Here is an 18,726-nt window from a genome sequence, read left to right as displayed (position 1 = left end):
AAGCCAATAATCCTATAGTACGTCTGAGGAAGGGCTGGGTTCCACGGAGTTCCGAACTATTTTGCGGCGTCGGACGGCTGACCGGCGAGGTACTGCTCCAGCCAGTGAATGTGGTAGTCGCCCTCGATAATGTCGGGCTCGCGCACCAGCGCGCGGAACAGCGGCAGCGTCGTCTCGATCCCGTCGACCACCATCTCGTCCAGCGCCCGGCGCAGCCGCATCAGGCATTCGCCGCGGGTCTTGCCGTGCACGATCAGCTTGCCGACCAGCGAGTCGTAATAGGGCGGGATCACATAGCCCTGATAGACGGCGGAATCGATCCGTACGCCGAGGCCGCCAGGCGGATGGAATTGCGTGATCCGTCCGGGCGAGGGACGGAAGGTCTGCGGGTTCTCCGCATTGATGCGGCACTCGATGGCGTGGCCGATGATCGCGATGTCGTCCTGCTTGGCCGGAAGATCGCCGCCGGCGGCGATCCGGATCTGCTCCAGCACCAGATCGATATCGGTGATGCTTTCGGTGACGGGATGCTCGACCTGGATGCGCGTGTTCATTTCGATGAAATAGAACTCGCCGTCCTCGTAGAGGAATTCGATGGTGCCGACGCCGAGATATTTCATGTCCCGCATCGCCTTGGCGCAGGTCTCGCCGATCCTGGCGCGCGCCGCCGCCGCGAGCACGGGCGAGGGGCCTTCCTCCCAGACCTTCTGGTGACGGCGCTGCAGCGAGCAGTCGCGCTCGCCGAGATGGATGGCGCCGCCGCGGCCGTCGCCGAGAATCTGGATTTCGATGTGGCGCGGCTTCTGCAGGTATTTCTCCAGGTAGACCGAGGCGTCGCCGAATGCCGACTTGGCTTCGTTGGCCGCGGTCGAGAGCGCCAGCGCGAGGTCAGCCTCGGTATGGGCGACCTTCATGCCGCGGCCGCCGCCGCCGGCCGCCGCCTTCACCAGCACCGGGAAGCCGATCTCCCTGCCGATGGTGAGTGCGTCGGCCTCCGAGGTCACCGCGCCGTCCGAGCCGGGCACCACGGGAATGCCGAGCCGCTTGGCGGTCTTCTTGGCTTCGATCTTGTCGCCCATCAGGCGGATATGCTCGGCCTTCGGTCCGATGAAGCCCAGATTGTGGTCGGCGAGGATCTCGGCGAAGCGCGCGTTCTCGGACAGGAAGCCGTAGCCGGGATGCACGGCGTCGGCGCCGGTGATCTCGCACGCCGCGAGCAGCGCCGGCACGTTGAGATAGGAATCCTTCGACGGGGGCGGGCCGATGCACACGCTCTCGTCGGCGAGCCGCACATGCATGGCGTCGGCGTCGGCGGTGGAATGCACCGCGACGGTCGAGATGCCGAGCTCCTTGCAGGCGCGCAGCACGCGAAGCGCGATCTCGCCGCGATTGGCTATGAGGATCTTGTCGAACATCGCAGCGCCTGGTGTTGACGGAAGCTATTCAATGATGACGAGCGGCTCGCCGAATTCGACCGGCTGGCCGTCCTCGACGAGAATCTGCGTCACGGTGCCCGCGCGCGGCGACGGGATCTGGTTCATCGTCTTCATCGCCTCGATGATCAGAAGCGTCTGGCCGGCGCTGACCTTGGTGCCGATTTCAATGAACGGCTTGGCGCCCGGCTCGGGCGCCCAATAGGCGGTGCCGACCATCGGCGAGGGCACGGCGCCCGGGTGCTTGGCGAGATCGGTCGCGGCCGCAGCCGCCGGGACGGCCAAGGCCGGTGCGGCAACGCCCGCCACGGAGGCCGTGGGCACCGAGGCCGCGATGCTGATGTTGCGCGCGACGCGGACGCGCAGGCCGGCACGCTCGATCTCGATCTCGGTCAGATTGGTTTCGGCCAGCAGCAGCGCGAGCTCGCGAATGAGGGCGCTGTCGTCGCTCTTGGAGTCGTTCTTGGATTTTACGGCTGATTTGTCGTCTGGCTGGCGCGCCATGCTCTGTGATCCAAAATCTCTGTCTGGTGACGGGGAACGTCAGGATTGACGATTAAGTCTTTGGCTTGGCGTCGATCTTGACGCCGATCCTGGTGGCGAGGCCGATGATCGCAAGCCGGTAGCCGTCGATGCCGAAGCCGCAAAGTGACGCGAAGGCGGCTTTAGCAGTGAACGAGTGGTGCCGGAAGCTTTCGCGGGCGTGGATGTTGCTGACGTGAACTTCGACCGCGGGGATCTTGACCGCGACCAGCGCGTCATGCAGCGCGATCGAGGTATGAGAGTAGCCACCGGCGTTGATGATGATGCCGACCGCCTTCTTGGCGTGGGCCTCATGGATGAAGTCGATCAGTTCACCCTCGCGGTTGGACTGCCGGCAGTCGGCGCTCAGCCCGAACTGGCGCGCGGTGTCCGCGCACAGCTTCTCGACATCGGCGAGGGTGGCATGGCCGTAGGTCTCCGGCTCGCGCGTCCCCAGCAGATTGAGGTTCGGGCCGTTCAGCACATAGATCGTTCCGGCAGCAGCCATTCCAAAGTTTCCTGCCAAGGGTTCCGGCCAAAGGTTCCGACGGGGGTCCGACAAGGGGTGGAGTGGGCCGGGTTATAGGTAACAACCGGCCGAAGGGGAAGTCTTTAGGTGAAATCAGAACGTCTTCAACAACTTCCTCCGACCTGTTAGATGACTGTCCTAACCTGCGGAAAATGCTGATTAACCAAATCTTGCGGAAGCCGCCTTCGGCGGGCGCTCCGGCCCGCCATCCACTGCGTGATGCGGGGTGCGGCCGAAAGCAAGACCCCGCCCCGAAGGGGGCGGGGTCGAGATCAAGGCGAGGGCCCGTTTGGGCGCCCTCGCACCGAGGCCGATTTAGCCCTCGATGATGTAGACGATCTCATGGGTCTCAGGCTGCACGATCACGTAGCGGCCCTTGACCAGGATGAACTGATAGCCGCGCCACTGCGGGTAGATCGTCACGACCCGCTCCGGCACCGGGTAGAAGTGAATGTCAGCCGGAACGCGGGTGCCGACCGCCACATTGAAGTTCACGTTGGTGGCTTCGGTCACGTGCTCCGACTTGATCGCGGTCGTGATCTGGGTGCGCTTCTCGGCCGGTGGAGCCGCGGTGGCCGACGTTGCCGCGTTGCCGGTCGTGGTCTGCGTGCGGCTCGTGTCGTTGGTCTGCGCGCGGTTGGGGTCGGCCGGGCTCTTGGTCTGAGCGTTCTGGTTGGTCGTGGCACCGGCACCGCTCTTGTCGCGGCTCTCGGCGTTCATCTTGCCGCTCTTGTCACGCTCCTCGGCTTTCATGTTGCCGGTCTTGTCGCGACCCTCGGCCTTCATGTCCTTCGAGCCCTCCTTGGAGCCCTTGGTCGCTTCGTTCTCCGAGCTCATGCCCTTCGACTTTTGGGTACTGTCCTGCGCGCCCTTGGTGGCCGTGCCGGACTTGTCGGACTCAGCTCCCTTGGTGCTCGACTCACCGGTCGTCGAATGCTCGGAACCCTTCATGCCGCTCTTGTCATGCTGCATGGTGCCCGATGACGCGCCACCGGACGGTGCAGACTGCTGCGTGGTCGCACCACCACCGGCCCCGGTTTCCTTGTTGGCGCCGCCGGCGCCCTGTGCGTTCGCGAAACCGGTGCCGGCGATCAAAGCCGCCGCCGCGACCGAAATCAGAAAGCGGTTAGACATCGTAATTCCTCCTCGTTTTTCAGCATTGCCCGCGCCGACAACGGGAGAGCATGAGCGATGTTCCTGTTGATTTGCGGTTCCTTGCGGTTTGTTCTTGAGGTGAATGCGCGATGAACGCGCGAGATGAATGCGCGGCTGCTTCAACCGCAGGCCCAGTCGAACTCCGCGCCTGCATGATCGAGCTGGCCGTTGCCGCCGCCGAAATTGAAGCCGCCGACATGCTCTTCGATCACGAGATTAGGTCGCGCTATATCTTCGGCTTCGCGCGACTTGCGTGGTTGGTGACGGCCCTTGATTGCGACCCGCGCGGAATCGATTCGGTGGCGACAACAAAAAAAATCCGGCTGCGCCGCAGCCGGATTTTGTACGCGATGAGCGCTGTCGGAGCGGCGATCAGCAGGTCGCCTTGCCGCAGCGGGCGATGCCGATCTTTTCCTTGAGGTTGTCGACGCCGACGGCGCCGATCACGACCTGCTTGCCGATCACGTAGCTCGGCGTGCCGTTCATGCCCATGGATTCGGCGAGGCGGAAGTTCTCCTCGATGGTCGCCTTCACTTCGGGGCTCGCCATGTCCTTCTCGAGTTTCGCCATGTCGAGACCGACCTCCTTGGCGACCGCCAGCGCGCGCGCCTTGTCGGCGGCGCCGCGGCCGCCGAGCAGCTTCTGGTGGAAATCGAGATACTTCTTGCCGGTCGGATCCTGCATGCGCACGGCGACCGCGACCTGCGCGGCCTCGACCGAGCCCTGGCTCAGCACCGGGAATTCCTTCAGCACGACCTTCAGCTTCGGATCCGCCTTCATCAAATCGAGCATGTCGGACATCGCGCGCTTGCAGTAGCCGCAATTGTAATCGAAGAACTCGACGAAGGTGACGTCGCCGTCCTTGTTGCCGAGCATGACGCCGCGCGGCGAATTGAAGATGGTGTCGGCGTTCTTGGCGACGCTCTGCTCATGCTTCTCGGCTTCAGCGACGGCCTGCCGCTTGCTCAGCTCGTTCATCGCCTCTTCGAGCACCTCCGGGTGCGCGATCAGATAGTTGCGCACGATGGTCTCGATGTCGCCGCGCTGGGTGTCGGTGAAGCTCTGCGCGGACGCCGGAAGCGGCGCGGCGCAAACGCCGAGCGCGAGCAGGGCAGGGGCAAGAAAACGAAGCGCTGGCATGACAAAATCCTTGTTCGCGGTGGCCCAAAAAAACGGCGAGGCCGTGAGCTGGTTTCGGTGATCGTTGTATGGAACTACGGTTTATTTCTAGTTGTTTTTCTGACCCGGCATGGGCTTGGCGCTCACAATGTCGTCAGCTTTGACCCAGCCGGGCGTGCCGATCGCGAACCGCGTCTTGGCGCGTGACGCAAGGTCGCGGGCGGTCTTGGTGTCGCCGCGCAGATAGGCGGCCTGCGCCGAGGCGAGGTCGGCCTGGGCATAGTCGCCCTTGCGGCCATAGGCCATCGCGAGCTGGGTATAGCCGAGCGGCGCCTCGGGCTCGCGCGCCACCGCAGCGCGCAGCATGTTGATCGCCTCGTCGGTGTAGGCCTTGTTGTCCGAGGCGACCAGCGCCTGGCCGAGCAGCATCTCGATCAAGGGCGAATTGCTGGAGAGCTGCACCGCGCGGCGCAGCGGCGCGATGGCTTCGGCCGGCCGGCCGCCTTCGAGCAGCGCCTGGCCGCGCAATTCATGGAAATAGGGATTATTGGGCTGCACCTGGATCAAGCCGTCGATCTGCGCGATCGCCGAGCGCAGATCGCCGTGCAGATAGGTCGTGATCGCGCGTGCATAGCGCGCCGGCAGGCTGGTGTTGGACAGCGGATAGCGGCGGTAGACCGTGTCCTGCCGCTCCATGAAGCCCGAGATCTTGGCGCGCATCATGTCGTGGCGCAGCTGCAGCGCCGGATCGTCCTTCTTGTCCCAATAGGGGCTGGAGCGCGCCAGTTCCTGCAACGCGGAGACGCGATCGACCGGCATCGGGTGCGACTGCAGATAAGGGTCGGCTCCGCGCGAGGCGAACAGGCTCTCGTCGGTGAAGCGCTTGAACGTCTCGTACATGCCCTTGGCGGACTGTCCGGTCGCGTTCAGGAACTTGACGCCGGCGCGATCGGCGTTTTCTTCCTGCTGGCGCTGATAGGACAATAGTGTGCGCTGAATGACCGCTTGCGGCGCCGAGATCGCCGCGGCGCCGGCGCTGGAGAGACCGTTGCCGCCGCCGCGGCCGCCCGCACCCGCGGCAAGCGCGCCGACGCCGAGCAGCATCGCGATGATCATCTGGGTCTGGGCCTGCGCCAGTTGCTCGCGCATCTTGGCGAGATGGCCGCCGGCGAGGTGGCCGGTCTCGTGCGCCAGCACGCCGATGATCTGGTTCGGCGTCTCCGATTGCAGCAGCGCGCCGTAATTGACGAAGATGCGCCGGCCGTCGGCGACGAAGGCGTTGAACGAGCCGTCGTTGATGATCACGATCTGGATGTTCTGCTTCTCCAGACCGGCGGCGCGCAGGATCGGCCTTGTGTATTCGCGCAGCAGCTGCTCGGACTCGGTGTCGCGCAGCACCGGCGGGCCTTTTTGCTGGGCTCGCGCGGGGACGACGGGGCCGACCGCGAGCGCAACCGCAGTCATGAACGCGGTCAGCTTGAAGGTCCTGGTGCGAAGCGCGAGGCGGAACAGCATGGGCGATCTATCGGCGATGACTGGCCGCGCCGGCACGAATCCGGGGGCCGGGTCCGACCGGATTTGGCGCGTGGCGCAGTCTGTTGTTTTTGCAGTTCTTCTTCACGCGAACCGGGTATTCACTTGGCCTGAAAGCGTTATAAGGAGCCACCGAATGCGGCCAGTCTGGGGCGGCAGCCGGTAACGGGAACCCGAATTCGGCAGCGGCCGTGCAATAGCAGAAATCCATGCGTGAAGCGACACCGAGAGACCGTGTAAGCAGCCTGTTGACAGCGTCCGGACGGAGCGATGTTCCGCCGTTCATGGTGATGGACGTGATGGCGGCTGCCGCGCGAATCGAGGCCGCCGGCGGCCATGTCATCCATATGGAGGTGGGGCAGCCTGCCGCAGGCGCGCCGAAGCCGGCGATCGCGGCCGCGCAGGCCGCGCTTGCGGACGGGCGGATCGACTACACCTCGGCACTCGGCATTCCCTCGCTGCGCGCGCGCATCGCCCGGCACTACAGCGACACGTATGGTTGCGCGGTTGATGCTGAGCGCATCATCGTCACGACCGGCTCGTCGGGTGGATTCATCCTGGCGTTTCTTGCGATGTTCGAGCCGGGCGACCGGGTCGCCGTGACCGTGCCGGGCTATCCGCCGTACCGGCATATCCTGACCGCGCTGGGCTGCGAGCCGGTGCTGATCGAAACCTCCGGCGACACCCGCCATGCCCTGACCGGCGAGGCGCTGCTCGCCGCCCATCGCAAGGCGCCGCTGAAGGGCGTGCTGGTCGGCAGCCCCGCCAACCCGACCGGCACCATGATGTCGCGCGAGGCGCTGTCGACCCTGATGGCAGCCGCCGACAGCGCCGGCATCCGCTTCATCTCCGACGAGATCTATCACGGGCTCGACTATGCGTTCCCTGCGGTGACGGCCGCCGAGCTGTCGCCGAACGCGCTCGTGATCAACTCGTTCTCGAAGTACTTCTGCATGACCGGCTGGCGTGTCGGCTGGATGGTGGTGCCCGACGTGCTGGTGCGGCCGATCGAGCGGCTGCAGCAGAACCTGTCGATCTCGGTGCCGACCCTGTCGCAGATCGCGGCCGAAGCGGCGTTCGAAGGCCGCGAGGAGATGGAGGCGATCAAGCGCGGCTATCAGGAGAACCGCCGCATCCTGATCGAAGGCCTGCCGAAGGCCGGCCTGACCAAATTCCTCCCCGCTGACGGCGCGTTCTACCTCTACGCCGACGTCTCCGACTTCACCTCCGACAGCTTCGCCTTCGCCAGCGAGATGCTCGAGAGGGCGCATGTCGCGGCGACCCCCGGCGTCGATTTCGATCCGATCCACGGCCGCGCCTTCATCCGTTTTTCCTATGCACGCTCGGCCGCGGAGATGCAGGAAGCAGTTGCACGGATCGCGCATTGGCTTAAATAGCCCGCGAACTCCAGGAGCCTTCAAACTCCAAGAGCCATCAAGAGCCTTCCGGCGTTCGCTTTGCCTTTCGGATCGGTTTCGCAGCGCAGTGCCGTGGTTTCGCCGGCACTGTGGCGGGCGGATCATCGCGGATAAGCGGCAGGGCCCACACAGTTCCATTTGACTTGAACCGCCAAGTTGATCTTGGCTGTTTCCGCCATTTCTGAGGGGGAGTGACACATGGCAACGGCAACCGTTGTCACGGCTGCGCCGGCGAGCGCCGGCAGCAAGCCGTGGTATAAAGTTCTCTATGTCCAGGTCCTGATCGCGATCGTGCTCGGCGCATTGGTCGGCTGGTTGTGGCCGGGCCTTGCCACCAACGAGTGGATCAAGGCGCTCGGTGACGGCTTCATCAAGCTGATCAAGATGGTGATCGCGCCGATCATCTTCTGCACCGTGGTGTCGGGCATCGCCCATATACAAGATGCCAAGAAGGTCGGCCGCATCGGCGTCAAGGCGCTGGTGTATTTCGAGGTCGTCTCGACCTTCGCCCTGGTGATCGGACTGCTCGTCGGCAATCTGGTCAGGCCCGGCGCCGGCTTCGGCAATGCGGCGGCGAACGCGCAGGCGGTCGCCGGCTACGCCAAGCAGGCGGAGGCGCAGAAGAGCGTCGACTTCGTGCTGCATATCATTCCCGACACCGTGGTCGGCGCATTCGCGCAGGGCGAGATCCTGCAGGTGCTGCTGTTCTCGGTGCTGTTCGGCTTCGCGATCATGGGCCTCGGCGAGCGCGGCCACACCATCCGCTCGTTCATCGACGACGCCGCGCACGCGGTGTTCGGCGTCATCTCGATCGTGATGCGGGCGGCGCCGATCGGCGCGTTCGGCGCGATGGCCTTCACCATCGGCAAGTTCGGCACCGGCGCGATCCTCAACCTGATGGGGCTGATCGCGACGTTCTATCTGACCGCCGCGCTGTTCGTGTTCGTGGTGCTCGGCATCATCGCGCGGATCGCGGGGTTCTCGATCTTCAAGTTCCTGGCCTACATCAAGGACGAGCTCCTGATCGTGCTCGGCACCTCGTCCTCCGAGAGCGCGCTGCCGTCATTGATGGAGAAGCTCGAACGTCTCGGCTGCTCGAAATCGGTGGTCGGCCTCGTGGTGCCCACGGGCTATTCGTTCAACCTCGACGGCACCAACATCTACATGACGCTGGCGACCCTGTTCATCGCACAGGCGCTGGGCTTCGATCTCACCTTCAGCCAGCAGATCACGATCCTGATCGTGGCGATGCTGACCTCGAAGGGCGCCTCCGGCATCACCGGCGCCGGCTTCATCACCTTGGCGGCGACGCTCGCGGTGGTCGATCCGCGGCTGGTGCCGGGCATGGCGATCGTGCTCGGTATCGACAAGTTCATGAGCGAGTGCCGCGCGCTGACCAATCTGTGCGGCAACGGCGTGGCCTGCGTGATCGTCGCCTGGTGGGAGGGCGAGCTCGATCGCGACAAGCTCAACGCCAATCTCGCCAAGCAGGTCGACCCGACCGACATGGAGACCGCGTTGACGACGGACTAGAGCTTTTCCCGTTCCGATGGAATCGGAACGGGGCTCTAGATTCTTGTTTTGACGCGTTTTCTTCACGCGAACCGGTATCCACTTCGCTCGAAAACGCTCTAAGTCTGCTTCGACGTCTCAGAACCGGTCCAGCCGATACGGCGAGGTGTCCACTGCGGATGCCTCGCCGTTCATCGTTTCGGCCAGCACGCGCGCGGTCGCCGGGCCGAGCGTGAAGCCCTGATGGCCGTGGCCGAAATTCACCCACAGCCCGCGATGGCGCGGCACCGGCCCAAGCACCGGCAGCATGTCGGTCGTGCAGGGGCGGGTGCCGAACCAGGGCTCGGGCTCGACGCGGCTGCCGATCTCGATCAGCTCGCGCGCGGCCGCTTCGGCGTAGCCGAGCTGGATCGGCGTCGCCGGTGCGTCGGGACTGGTCAGCTCCGCGCCGGTGGTGATGCGGATGCCCTTGGCCATCGGCGCCATCGCGTAGCCGTTCGCGGTGTCGACCAGCGGCAGGTCGAGCGAGCGGCCGCCCTGGTAGTGCATGTGGTAGCCGCGCTTTCGCACCAGCGGGATGCGGTAACCGAACTTGCGGAGCAATTGCGGTGACCACGGCCCGAGCGTGACCACGACATGGGCGGCATCGACCCGGCCGCCACTGGTGTCGACCGACCAGCCGGACGTCGTCTGCGTCAGCGTCAGCGCGTCGCCGCGCAGCAGCGTGCCGCCGAGACGCTCGAACAATCCGGCATAGGCGGAAACAAGCCCGCCGGGGTCCGACACGGTCCAGGGCCCAAGCCAGTGAATGGCGCCGGGCAGGTCGTCGCGCAGCAACGGCTCCGCCCTGGCGAGCTCGCGGCCATCAAGCACGCGAAACGTCACGCCGAAGTCGCGCTGGTTCTCCTCGGCGATCGCAATGGCCTGTTCGAGCGCGGCCGGGTCGCGATGTAGCAGGCGATAGCCGGCGCGGCGGATCAGATTGTCGGCATGGGCATCGCGGATCAGCGTGTCGTGCTCCGCGGTGGCGTAGGCGATCAGGCGCGCCCAGGCGATGGTGGCTTCGCGGTGGCGTTCGGGCGTCGAGTTCCACCAATAGCGCAGCAGCGGGCCGGCATGCTGCGGCAGCGACGCCAGGCGGTAGCGCACGTCGTTGGTGCGCCCCATCGCGATCCGGGCGAGGATGGCGGGATCGCGTGGCATCGGGTAGGGCCGTACCGCCTCGCTCTGGATGATGCCGGCATTGCCGTAGCTGGTTTCGCGGCCCGGTTCCTTGCGGTCGACGAGCGTCACCGACCAGCCGCGGCGCCGCAGATGCAGCGCCGTGCTGACGCCCACCATGCCGCCGCCAAGAACGATCGCGCTTTGCATTGGGATCCGTCTCCGTCAGGCTCCGTTACGCCGGCGTCTGACGAACGGATTGCCTGTTCAATAAAAACGCCCGGCGTGAACCGGGCGTTTTGACTCGCAGGTGGTGCTAGTTGCCGCCGCCGAAGCGGCGCGACCACCAGCCCTTGCGGGCCGGAGCCTCGGCCGCAGCGGCCGGTGCCGGCTCTGGAGTAGCCGCGGCCGGCTCAGGGGCTTCCTCCGCGGGGCTCTGAACCAGCGCCGCTGATGCCTCGGGCAGTGGGCTCGACGCGAAGTTGACCTTTTCGCGCACCGTCGAGCGGCGGCGCTGCGCGCGGTCGCCTTCGGCAGCCGTGTCCTCGGCGGCAGACGCCGCGGCAGTTTCGGGCTCGGGTGCCGCGACCGGCTCGACAGGCTCAGCGGGTGCGACCTCGTTCGGCTGCCACTCCGGCGGCTCGGCCACCAGTTCGGGCTGCGCCAGCGAGGGAGCCGGCTCCCCATCATGACTATCGAAATCGGCGACTGCGTCGGAGGCCTCCGACGTCGCCGCCGGGCTCAACTCATCGGAGATCGATCCGGCGAGACCGTCATCCGGTCCGCCACTGCCGCGCCGGCGGCGGCCGCCACGCCGTCCGCGGCGCCGCGGACGGCGATCGCCATTGCCGGCCTGGTCGTCGCGGGCAGCGCCCTGCTGCTCGTCACCTTCGTCCTCATCGCCTTCGGCATCGGCGGCGGCAACCGCCTCGGTGCCTTCGGGCAGGACATGCATGAGATCGCCGTCCTCGCGCGGCTGCTGGGCGCCTTCACGCGCCTCGCTGCCGCCGCGGCCGCGACGCCGGCGGCGCCGCTTGCGGCGCTGACCGTCGCCTTCGCCCTCGGCGGAGCCCGATTCATCACCGGCCGCCCGCTCGTCGGCGAGGCCTTCGGTCTCGTCGGTCTCGATCTCGGCCTCGTATTCGAACAGCTCTTCCTCGTCATCGGCCTCTTCGGCCTGGGCCGGCGCAGCGGCAGCCTGCGCAGCGAGCAGCGCCTTGGCCGCTTCGAGCGTATGCACCTGCTCACCGCGGTCGATGATGTAGGACTGCTGGCCGTGCACCGTGGCGTCCGCGACGATCGACAGCGAAACCCGGAAGGAGTCTTCGAGATCGCGCAGATGGCCGCGCTTGTGGTTGAGCACGTACAGCGCGACGTCGGTACGGGTGCGGACCACCAGGTTGTGGGTCGCGCCCTTCATCAGGATTTCCTCGATGCCGCGCAAGAGCTGCAGCGCCACCGACGAGACCGAGCGGACGTGACCGCTTCCGCCGCATTGCGGGCAGGGCTCCGTCGAGCTTTCGAGCACGCTGGCGCGGATGCGCTGGCGCGACATTTCCAAGAGGCCGAAATGCGAGATGCGGCCGACCTGGATCCGCGCACGGTCCTGGCGCAGGCAGTCGGACAGCTTGCGCTCGACCGCGCGGTTGTTGCGCTTCTCGTCCATGTCGATGAAGTCGATGACGATCAGGCCGGCGAGGTCACGCAGGCGCAATTGGCGCGCGACTTCTTCCGCCGCTTCCAGATTGGTCTTGAGCGCGGTGTCCTCGATATGGTGCTCGCGCGTGGCGCGGCCGGAGTTGACGTCGATCGAGACCAGCGCCTCGGTCTGGTTGATCACGATGTAGCCGCCGGAGCGCAACTGCACGGTCGGCGAGAACATCGCGTCGAGCTGACTTTCGACGCCCATGCGCGAGAACAGCGGCTGGCCGTCGCGATATTGCTTCACCGCGCGCACATTGGCCGGCATCAGCATCTTCATGAAGTCGCGCGCTTCACGGTAGCCGGCTTCGCCGGCCACCTGGATCTCGTCGATCTCCTTGTTGTAGAGGTCGCGCAGCGAGCGCTTGATCAGCGAGCCTTCCTCGTAGACCAGCGTCGGCGCCTGCGACTTCAGCGTCAGGTCGCGCACCGTTTCCCACATCCGGATCAGATATTCGAAGTCGCGCTTGATCTCCGGCTTGCTGCGGGAGGCGCCGGCGGTGCGCAGGATGATCCCCATGCCCTCGGGCACGTCGAGATCCTGCACCACTTCCTTCAGCCGCGAACGGTCCTGGGCGGAGGTGATCTTGCGGCTGATGCCGCCGCCGCGCGCGGTGTTGGGCATCAGCACGGCGTAGCGGCCGGCGAGCGACAGATAGGTGGTCAGCGCGGCGCCCTTGTTGCCGCGCTCTTCCTTGACGACCTGCACCAGCATCACCTGCCGGCGCTTGATCACTTCCTGGATCTTGTACTGGCGGCGCGGGCGGAACGGGCGCTCCGGAACCTCCTCGAGCACGTCGTCGCCGCCGACTGACTCGACGACGTCCTCTTCCTCGCCTTCCTCGCCGTCATCCTCTTCGTCATCTTCGCCGGCCTCGTCGCCAGGCCCGGTCTCGGGCGCGACCACCTCGGCGAGCGCGCCATATTCGGCGACCGCGTGCTCATCGGCGGCGGCGTGAACCTCGTCGGAAGCCACATGCGGCGCGTCGTCGGCATGCGCGGCGTTTTCTTCGATCTGCTCCTCATGGGCGCGCTCGGGCTCATGATTGACCTCGACCGTCTCGACGGTCTCGGGCGCGGCCGACGCGGCGGAGGCTTCGACCACAGCAACGACGGGGTCGGACGGGGCGTCGGCAACCGCCGCCTCGCTCACCTCGGGCTCGTGGTCGTGATCATGTGCATGATCGTGGTCGTGATGGTCGTCGTGACCATGATCGTCGTGGTCATGCTCATCCTGGTCATGATCATGCTGGCCATGATCATGGTGATCATGCTGGCCATGATCATGGTGATGCTCATGGTCCTCGTGATGCGCATGATCATGCGCATCATGCTCGTGGCCTTCGTGGGCGACCACGCCGTGATCGTGGTGCCCGGCATCATCTTCATGATGCTCGGTATCGACGGGATGTTCGTGGGCCTCGATGGTGGGCAGCGCCTGCGTGTCGTTCGCGCCCTCGATCACCTCGCTCTGGACGCGCTCGCCATGGCCGCGGCGACGGGCATTGCGATGGCGCGACCGGCGGCGATGGCCGCGGTTCTCGTGCTCTTCCTCGGCCTCGCGATGGGCGCGCTCGTCGGCCTCGATCAGCGCCTGACGGTCGGCGACCGGGATCTGGTAATAGTCGGGATGGATTTCGCTGAAGGCCAGGAAGCCATGCCGGTTGCCGCCATACTCGATGAAGGCGGCCTGCAGCGACGGCTCTACGCGCGTAACCTTGGCGAGATAAATGTTGCCGCGCAGCTGTTTGCGCTGGGCGGTCTCGAAATCAAACTCTTCGACGCGATTGCCACGGACCACGACGACCCGGGTCTCTTCCGGGTGGGTGGCATCGATCAACATCTTGTTGGGCATTTTGGAGCTCTTGACGGCGGCGGGCGCGGATCATGGCGCGCGCAAACTGCGCCGCCCGGTGACGCGACGGTCCACCTGATTCGGGGGTGAGGGGAAGGCCGAAACGCATCTCGCGGCGCAGCGCCGGACGGGAACTCACCGGGATGATGCGACGGGCGAAGTTTTCACCTCGCGTCAGCGCGATCATTCGGGGGATCCTGGTCGGCAATGCAGTCTGGCGCATTAAGCGTCGGCCCGTCTAAACATGTTGGCGGCGAAAAATACCGCCGTATCTTTTGCTGAAAGCCCCGTCTGGCGCCGAAGCGCCTGCCGGCCATCGCATATCGAGGCCCCAAGGGACCGGATAATCGGTTATGCCGTGTCTCAAACCGTCCCTCTGGCGAGGGAGTGTGCCTGGGACCGGACGCCGCTCGGGCTTGAATCCGCCACTCCGTGTCAGCCGCGCGCGGCGCTGGCTGGGGAGGGACCGGAAAAACACGGCGGGATCTTCGATCAGGAAGGTTCCACCGCTGCACCGGGAGGCTGAACGCGACACAACCGGGAGTACTAGCCGTCAGCACCTCGTACATACGTGGATTGACCGCCGCGTGCAAGGGAAGCGTCACGCCGCCGCAACACTCGGTTCTTTTCGCTGGAGCGTTATTAGGGGGCGATTAACCGTGTGGTTCTAATGCGGTAAGAAGCAGCTGGGAGGCTACGAATCGGGTGGCGAACCGCGCAAAACACCTTGTTTTTCTGGGATGCGGGCTGTTGTGCGCCGCAGCATCGGTGTTTGCCATTGCCGGCGCCCCGAGCGCCGCAGAGGGACCGCAGAACGGCCCGCCGGCACCGGCCGCGAGCGCCCCGAATTTCCCGGTCGCATCCGGCGCCAGGCTCGCCGGCGACGCCAAGCAGACCCGATTCATCCTCGACCTCGACCGCAAAATCGAGTTTCGCGCCTTCCCGCTGGCCGACCCCTACCGCGTCGTGGTCGATATCCCGCAGGTCGATTTCCAGCTCGCGGCCGGCACCGGCTCGGCGGGGCGGGGCCTGGTGAAGGCGTTCCGCTATGGCCTCGTGATGCCCGGCGGCTCGCGGATCGTGTTCGACCTGACCGGACCGGTGAAGATCGCCAACTCTTACGTGCTCGACGCCGCCAACGGTCAGCCGCCGCGGCTGGTGCTGGACTTCGAGGAGGTCGACCGCACCAGCTTCGTGCAGTCGCTGGCGCCCGCGAGCCGGCCCGAATCGAAACCGGCGATTTCCGAATCCACCACGGCGACCATTCCGGCCGTCACCTCGGCGGCGCTGCCGCCGGTCGCGGTCACCGACGCGCGCCCGCTGATCGTGATCGATCCCGGTCACGGCGGCATCGACAACGGCACGCAATCCGGCGACCAGACCGAGAAGAACCTCGTGCTCGGCTTTGGTCTTGCCCTGCGCGACCGGATCGAGAAGTCGGGCAAGTATCGGGTGGTCATGACGCGGTCCGACGACACCTTCATTCCGCTCAACGATCGGGTGAAGATCGCCCGCTCCCAGTCCGCGGCGCTGTTCGTCTCGATCCACGCCGACGCCCTGCCGCGCCGCGAGGGCGATGCCCAGGGCGCCACGATCTACACGGTGTCGGACAAGGCCTCCGACGCCGAGGCCGAACGGCTGGCGGAGGCGGAAAACAAGGCCGACGCCATCGGCGGGGTGAACCTGACCGACGAACCGACCGAGGTCGCCGACATCCTGATCGACCTCGCGCAGCGTGAAACCAAGACGTTCTCCAATCGCTTCGCCCGTCTTCTGATGGACGAGATGAAGACCACGGTGCGGATGCACAAGCATCCGCTCAAATCGGCCGGCTTCCGGGTGCTGAAGGCGCCCGACGTGCCGTCCGTACTGGTCGAGATCGGCTACGTCTCCAACAAGGGCGACCTCGAGCACCTGGTCTCCGAGAGCTGGCGGAACAAGGCGGTCGGCTCGATGGTCCAGGCGATCGACACGTTCTTCGCCAAACGGCTGGCAACTGCCGGGTCGGCAAAGTGAAATTGGCCCGCTGAAAAGCCGGGGCCGTTGCGCCGAAGCCCTAGTTTGGCCACAGCCGCGACGGTATAGACAATGGACCGCAGGTCCGCAGAATCGACCATATTGTCCGGCGGCTCTTGTATATTCGCGTGCGCAAGTGGCTCGCTGGGCCCAAGCTTCGTTGTGTGAGGCTTTCGCACTTTTGGACAGGCGCTTCCGACGACTGAGCGCCGGAGGGTAGGAACGGAACGTCGATAATGCGCCTGCTCGTGCGGTTTATGGGTTTCTTGTTCGCCGCCGGAACCGTCGTGTTCCTGGTCGGTGTCGCCGCCGTCGCTGGCGCCATCTGGCATTTCTCCAAGGATCTGCCCGACTACTCGCAGCTGCAGGACTATGAGCCGCCGGTGATGACCCGCGTGCATGCCGCCGACGGCGCGCTGCTTGGCGAATACTCCAAGGAGCGCCGGCTCTATCTGCCGATCCAGGCGGTGCCGAAGCTCGTGATCAACGCCTTCCTCGCCGCCGAAGACAAGAACTTCTACGAGCACGGCGGCATCGACTATCAGGGCATGGCGCGCGCCGCGATCCTTTATGCGCAGAACTACGGCTCGAACCGCCGCCCGCAGGGTGCCTCGACCATCACCCAGCAGGTCGCGAAAAACTTCCTGCTCACCAACGAGGTCTCGTTCAGCCGCAAGATCAAGGAAGCGTTGCTGGCGATGCGCATCGAGCGCGCTTATTCCAAGGACCGCATCCTCGAGCTCTATCTGAACGAGATCTATCTCGGCCTCGGTGCCTACGGCATCGCGGCGGCGTCGCTGGTCTATTTCGACAAGTCGGTCAACGAGCTGACGATCGCGGAGGCGTCCTATCTCGCCGCGTTGCCGAAAGCGCCAGCCGCGCTGCATCCGGTGCGCAACCGTGACCGCGCCATCGAGCGCCGCAATTATGTGATCGACCGTCTGCTGGAGAATGGCTGGATCAAGCAGGCCGACGCCGACAAGGCGCGCAAGGACCCGCTCAACGTCACCAGCCGCTCGAACGGCGCGCATATCTTCGCCGGCGAATATTTCGCCGAGGAGGTCCGCCGCGACATCTTCGAGCGCTACGGCGAAAAGAAGCTCTACGAGGGTGGCCTGTCGGTGCGCACCACGCTCGATCCCAAGATCCAGGTGATGGCGCGCAAGACCATGGTCGCGGGTCTCGTCAATTACGACGAGGCGCAGGGCTGGCGCGGGGCGCTGCACAAGCTCGACATTTCTGGTGACTGGGGCGTCAAGCTCGCCGACGTGAAGTCGCTGTCCGACATCTCGCCGTGGCGGATGGCTGTCGTGCTCGAGACCAGCGATCAGTCGGCGCGGATCGGCTTCCAGCCGGGCCGCGAGCTCGGCGGCGCGGTCAGCAAGGAACGGCAGACCGGCATCATCACGATGGACGGCGTGCGCTGGGCCAAGACCAAGGGCAAGGCGCCGAACGCGGTTTCGCAGGTGCTGCAGCCGGGCGACGTGATCTACGCTGACCCGCTGGTGACCAAGGAAGGCAACGCGGTCGAAGGCCAGTATCGCCTGCGGCAATTGCCTGAAGTGTCCGGCGCGATGGTGGCGATGGATCCATGGACCGGCCGCGTGCTCGCGATGGTCGGCGGCTTCTCGTTCGACCAGAGTCAGTTCAACCGCGCGACGCAGGCCTACCGGCAGCCGGGTTCGTCGTTCAAGCCGATCGTGTACTCGTCGGCGCTGGACAACGGCTATACGCCGTCGACCACGGTGATCGACGCGCCGATCGAGATTGATCAGGGGCAGGGCGCCGGCGTGTGGCGTCCGGAAAACTATTCGACCGGCAAATATTACGGCCCGACCACGCTGCGCAACGCGCTGCAGCGCTCGCTCAACACCGTGACGGTGCGGCTCGCGCAGGACATCGGCATGCCGCTGGTCGGCGAATACGCCAAGCGCTTCGGCGTCTATGACGAATTGCCGAACTATCTGTCGTATGCGCTCGGTGCCGGCGAAACGACCGTGATGCGCATGGTCACGGCCTATTCGATGTTCGCCAATGGCGGCCGCCGGGTGAAGCCGACGCTGATCGATCGCATCCAGGATCGCTACGGGCATACCATTTTCAAGCACGACACCCGCGAATGCCGCGGCTGCGACGCGCCCGGGGGCTGGAAGAGCCAGCCGGAGCCGCAGCTCGTCGACCGCCGCGAGCAGGTGCTCGACCCGATGACCGCCTACCAGATCACCGAGATGATGGAAGGCGTGGTCCAGCGCGGCACCGCAACCGTCGTGAAGGAGGTCGGCAAGCCGATCGCCGGCAAGACCGGCACCACCAACGACGAGAAGGACGTCTGGTTCGTCGGCTTCTCGCCCGATCTCGCAGTCGGCGTCTACATGGGCTACGACAAGCCGCGCAATCTCGGCCGCGCCGCCACCGGCGGTCACGTCGCAGCGCCGATCGCCCGCGACTTCCTCAAGCTTGCGCTCGCCGACAAGCCGCCGACACCGTTCAAGGTTCCGGCCGGCATCAAGCTGATCCGCGTCGACGCCAAGTCCGGCATGCGCGCCGGCCCCGGCGACGGCGGCAACACCATCCTCGAAGCCTTCAAGCCGGGCACCGCGCCGCCGGAGAACTATTCGGTCATCGGCGTCGCCGATGCCGACGGGCGCGGCCCGGCGCCTGGCCCGCAGCCGTCGCAGAATGGGGCCCAGCCGGACGGCGGTTTCTTCATGCGTCCTGGAACCGGGGGACTCTACTAGCGGCCGATCCGGCCAAATCGCCGGGATAGTGCGG

Annotated in this window: 14 protein-coding genes; 6 read left to right on the top strand and 8 right to left on the bottom strand. The window is 65.7% G+C overall.

What is annotated here, in order from left to right:
• Positions 1-56: 56 nt before the first annotated feature.
• The 4 genes from accC to QA635_RS23585 form a co-directional block, all read right to left on the bottom strand.
• The gene (gene accC, locus QA635_RS23600) at positions 57-1,415 is read right to left on the bottom strand and encodes an acetyl-CoA carboxylase biotin carboxylase subunit (RefSeq protein WP_283061714.1); all 1,359 of its coding nucleotides are present in this window, start codon (positions 1,413-1,415) and stop codon (positions 57-59) included.
• A gap of 24 nt (positions 1,416-1,439) precedes the next feature.
• Entirely contained in the window at positions 1,440-1,937 is a 498-nt protein-coding gene (gene accB / locus QA635_RS23595; protein WP_283061713.1) for an acetyl-CoA carboxylase biotin carboxyl carrier protein, read from the bottom strand.
• A 52-nt stretch (positions 1,938-1,989) separates the two neighbouring features.
• Positions 1,990-2,463 carry a type II 3-dehydroquinate dehydratase gene (gene aroQ, locus QA635_RS23590; RefSeq protein WP_225162525.1) on the bottom strand — a complete coding sequence of 158 codons (474 nt, stop codon included), beginning with the start codon at positions 2,461-2,463 and terminating at the stop codon, positions 1,990-1,992.
• A 336-nt stretch (positions 2,464-2,799) separates the two neighbouring features.
• The gene (locus QA635_RS23585) at positions 2,800-3,618 is read right to left on the bottom strand and encodes a DUF1236 domain-containing protein (protein ID WP_283061712.1); all 819 of its coding nucleotides are present in this window, start codon (positions 3,616-3,618) and stop codon (positions 2,800-2,802) included.
• Positions 3,619-3,728: 110 nt separating this feature from the next.
• Between QA635_RS23585 and QA635_RS23580 the strand changes: the two genes are divergently transcribed.
• Positions 3,729-4,058, top strand: a complete 330-nt coding sequence (locus QA635_RS23580; RefSeq protein ID WP_283061711.1) for a hypothetical protein — start codon at positions 3,729-3,731, stop codon at positions 4,056-4,058.
• Here QA635_RS23580 and QA635_RS23575 read toward each other — a convergent pair.
• Entirely contained in the window at positions 4,012-4,779 is a 768-nt protein-coding gene (locus QA635_RS23575) for a DsbA family protein (RefSeq protein WP_283061710.1), read from the bottom strand. The genes QA635_RS23580 and QA635_RS23575 overlap by 47 nt on opposite strands.
• 87 nt (positions 4,780-4,866) lie before the next feature.
• A complete protein-coding gene (locus QA635_RS23570) occupies positions 4,867-6,273 on the bottom strand; it encodes a M48 family metalloprotease (RefSeq protein WP_225162527.1) in 1,407 nt (468 codons plus the stop codon).
• Between the two features lie 227 nt (positions 6,274-6,500).
• Here QA635_RS23570 and QA635_RS23565 point away from each other — a divergent pair, with 227 nt between their 5' ends.
• Together QA635_RS23565 and QA635_RS23560 are read left to right on the top strand one after the other, a co-directional pair.
• Positions 6,501-7,688, top strand: coding sequence for a pyridoxal phosphate-dependent aminotransferase (locus tag QA635_RS23565; RefSeq protein WP_283061709.1), 1,188 nt, complete (start codon positions 6,501-6,503; stop codon positions 7,686-7,688).
• A gap of 219 nt (positions 7,689-7,907) precedes the next feature.
• Positions 7,908-9,242: a dicarboxylate/amino acid:cation symporter gene (locus QA635_RS23560; RefSeq protein ID WP_057020000.1), complete on the top strand. Its 1,335-nt coding sequence runs from the start codon at positions 7,908-7,910 to the stop codon at positions 9,240-9,242.
• 117 nt (positions 9,243-9,359) lie between these two features.
• On the opposite strand, the gene QA635_RS23555 is transcribed toward QA635_RS23560, so the two are convergent.
• Positions 9,360-10,592 carry an NAD(P)/FAD-dependent oxidoreductase gene (locus tag QA635_RS23555; protein WP_283061708.1) on the bottom strand — a complete coding sequence of 411 codons (1,233 nt, stop codon included), beginning with the start codon at positions 10,590-10,592 and terminating at the stop codon, positions 9,360-9,362.
• Between the two features lie 106 nt (positions 10,593-10,698).
• Positions 10,699-13,236: an Rne/Rng family ribonuclease gene (locus QA635_RS23550; RefSeq protein ID WP_425249047.1), complete on the bottom strand. Its 2,538-nt coding sequence runs from the start codon at positions 13,234-13,236 to the stop codon at positions 10,699-10,701.
• 27 nt (positions 13,237-13,263) lie between these two features.
• Here QA635_RS23550 and QA635_RS23545 point away from each other — a divergent pair, with 27 nt between their 5' ends.
• From QA635_RS23545 to QA635_RS23535, 3 genes are all read left to right on the top strand, one after another.
• Entirely contained in the window at positions 13,264-14,028 is a 765-nt protein-coding gene (locus QA635_RS23545; protein ID WP_283061707.1) for a hypothetical protein, read from the top strand.
• Positions 14,029-14,643: 615 nt separating this feature from the next.
• On the top strand, positions 14,644-15,954 hold the full coding sequence (locus QA635_RS23540) for an N-acetylmuramoyl-L-alanine amidase (RefSeq protein ID WP_283061706.1): 1,311 nt from the start codon (positions 14,644-14,646) through the stop codon (positions 15,952-15,954).
• A gap of 236 nt (positions 15,955-16,190) precedes the next feature.
• Positions 16,191-18,692 (top strand): penicillin-binding protein 1A, encoded by a 2,502-nt coding sequence (locus QA635_RS23535; RefSeq protein WP_283061704.1) that lies wholly within the window; start codon positions 16,191-16,193, stop codon positions 18,690-18,692.
• The last annotated feature ends 34 nt before the right edge of the window (positions 18,693-18,726 follow it).

Source organism: Bradyrhizobium brasilense, from assembly GCF_029714345.1.
Classification (GTDB): domain Bacteria; phylum Pseudomonadota; class Alphaproteobacteria; order Rhizobiales; family Xanthobacteraceae; genus Bradyrhizobium; species Bradyrhizobium australafricanum.
Note: the sequence above shows the minus strand (reverse complement) of the source record. Positions and strands in the feature narration are given on the sequence as shown.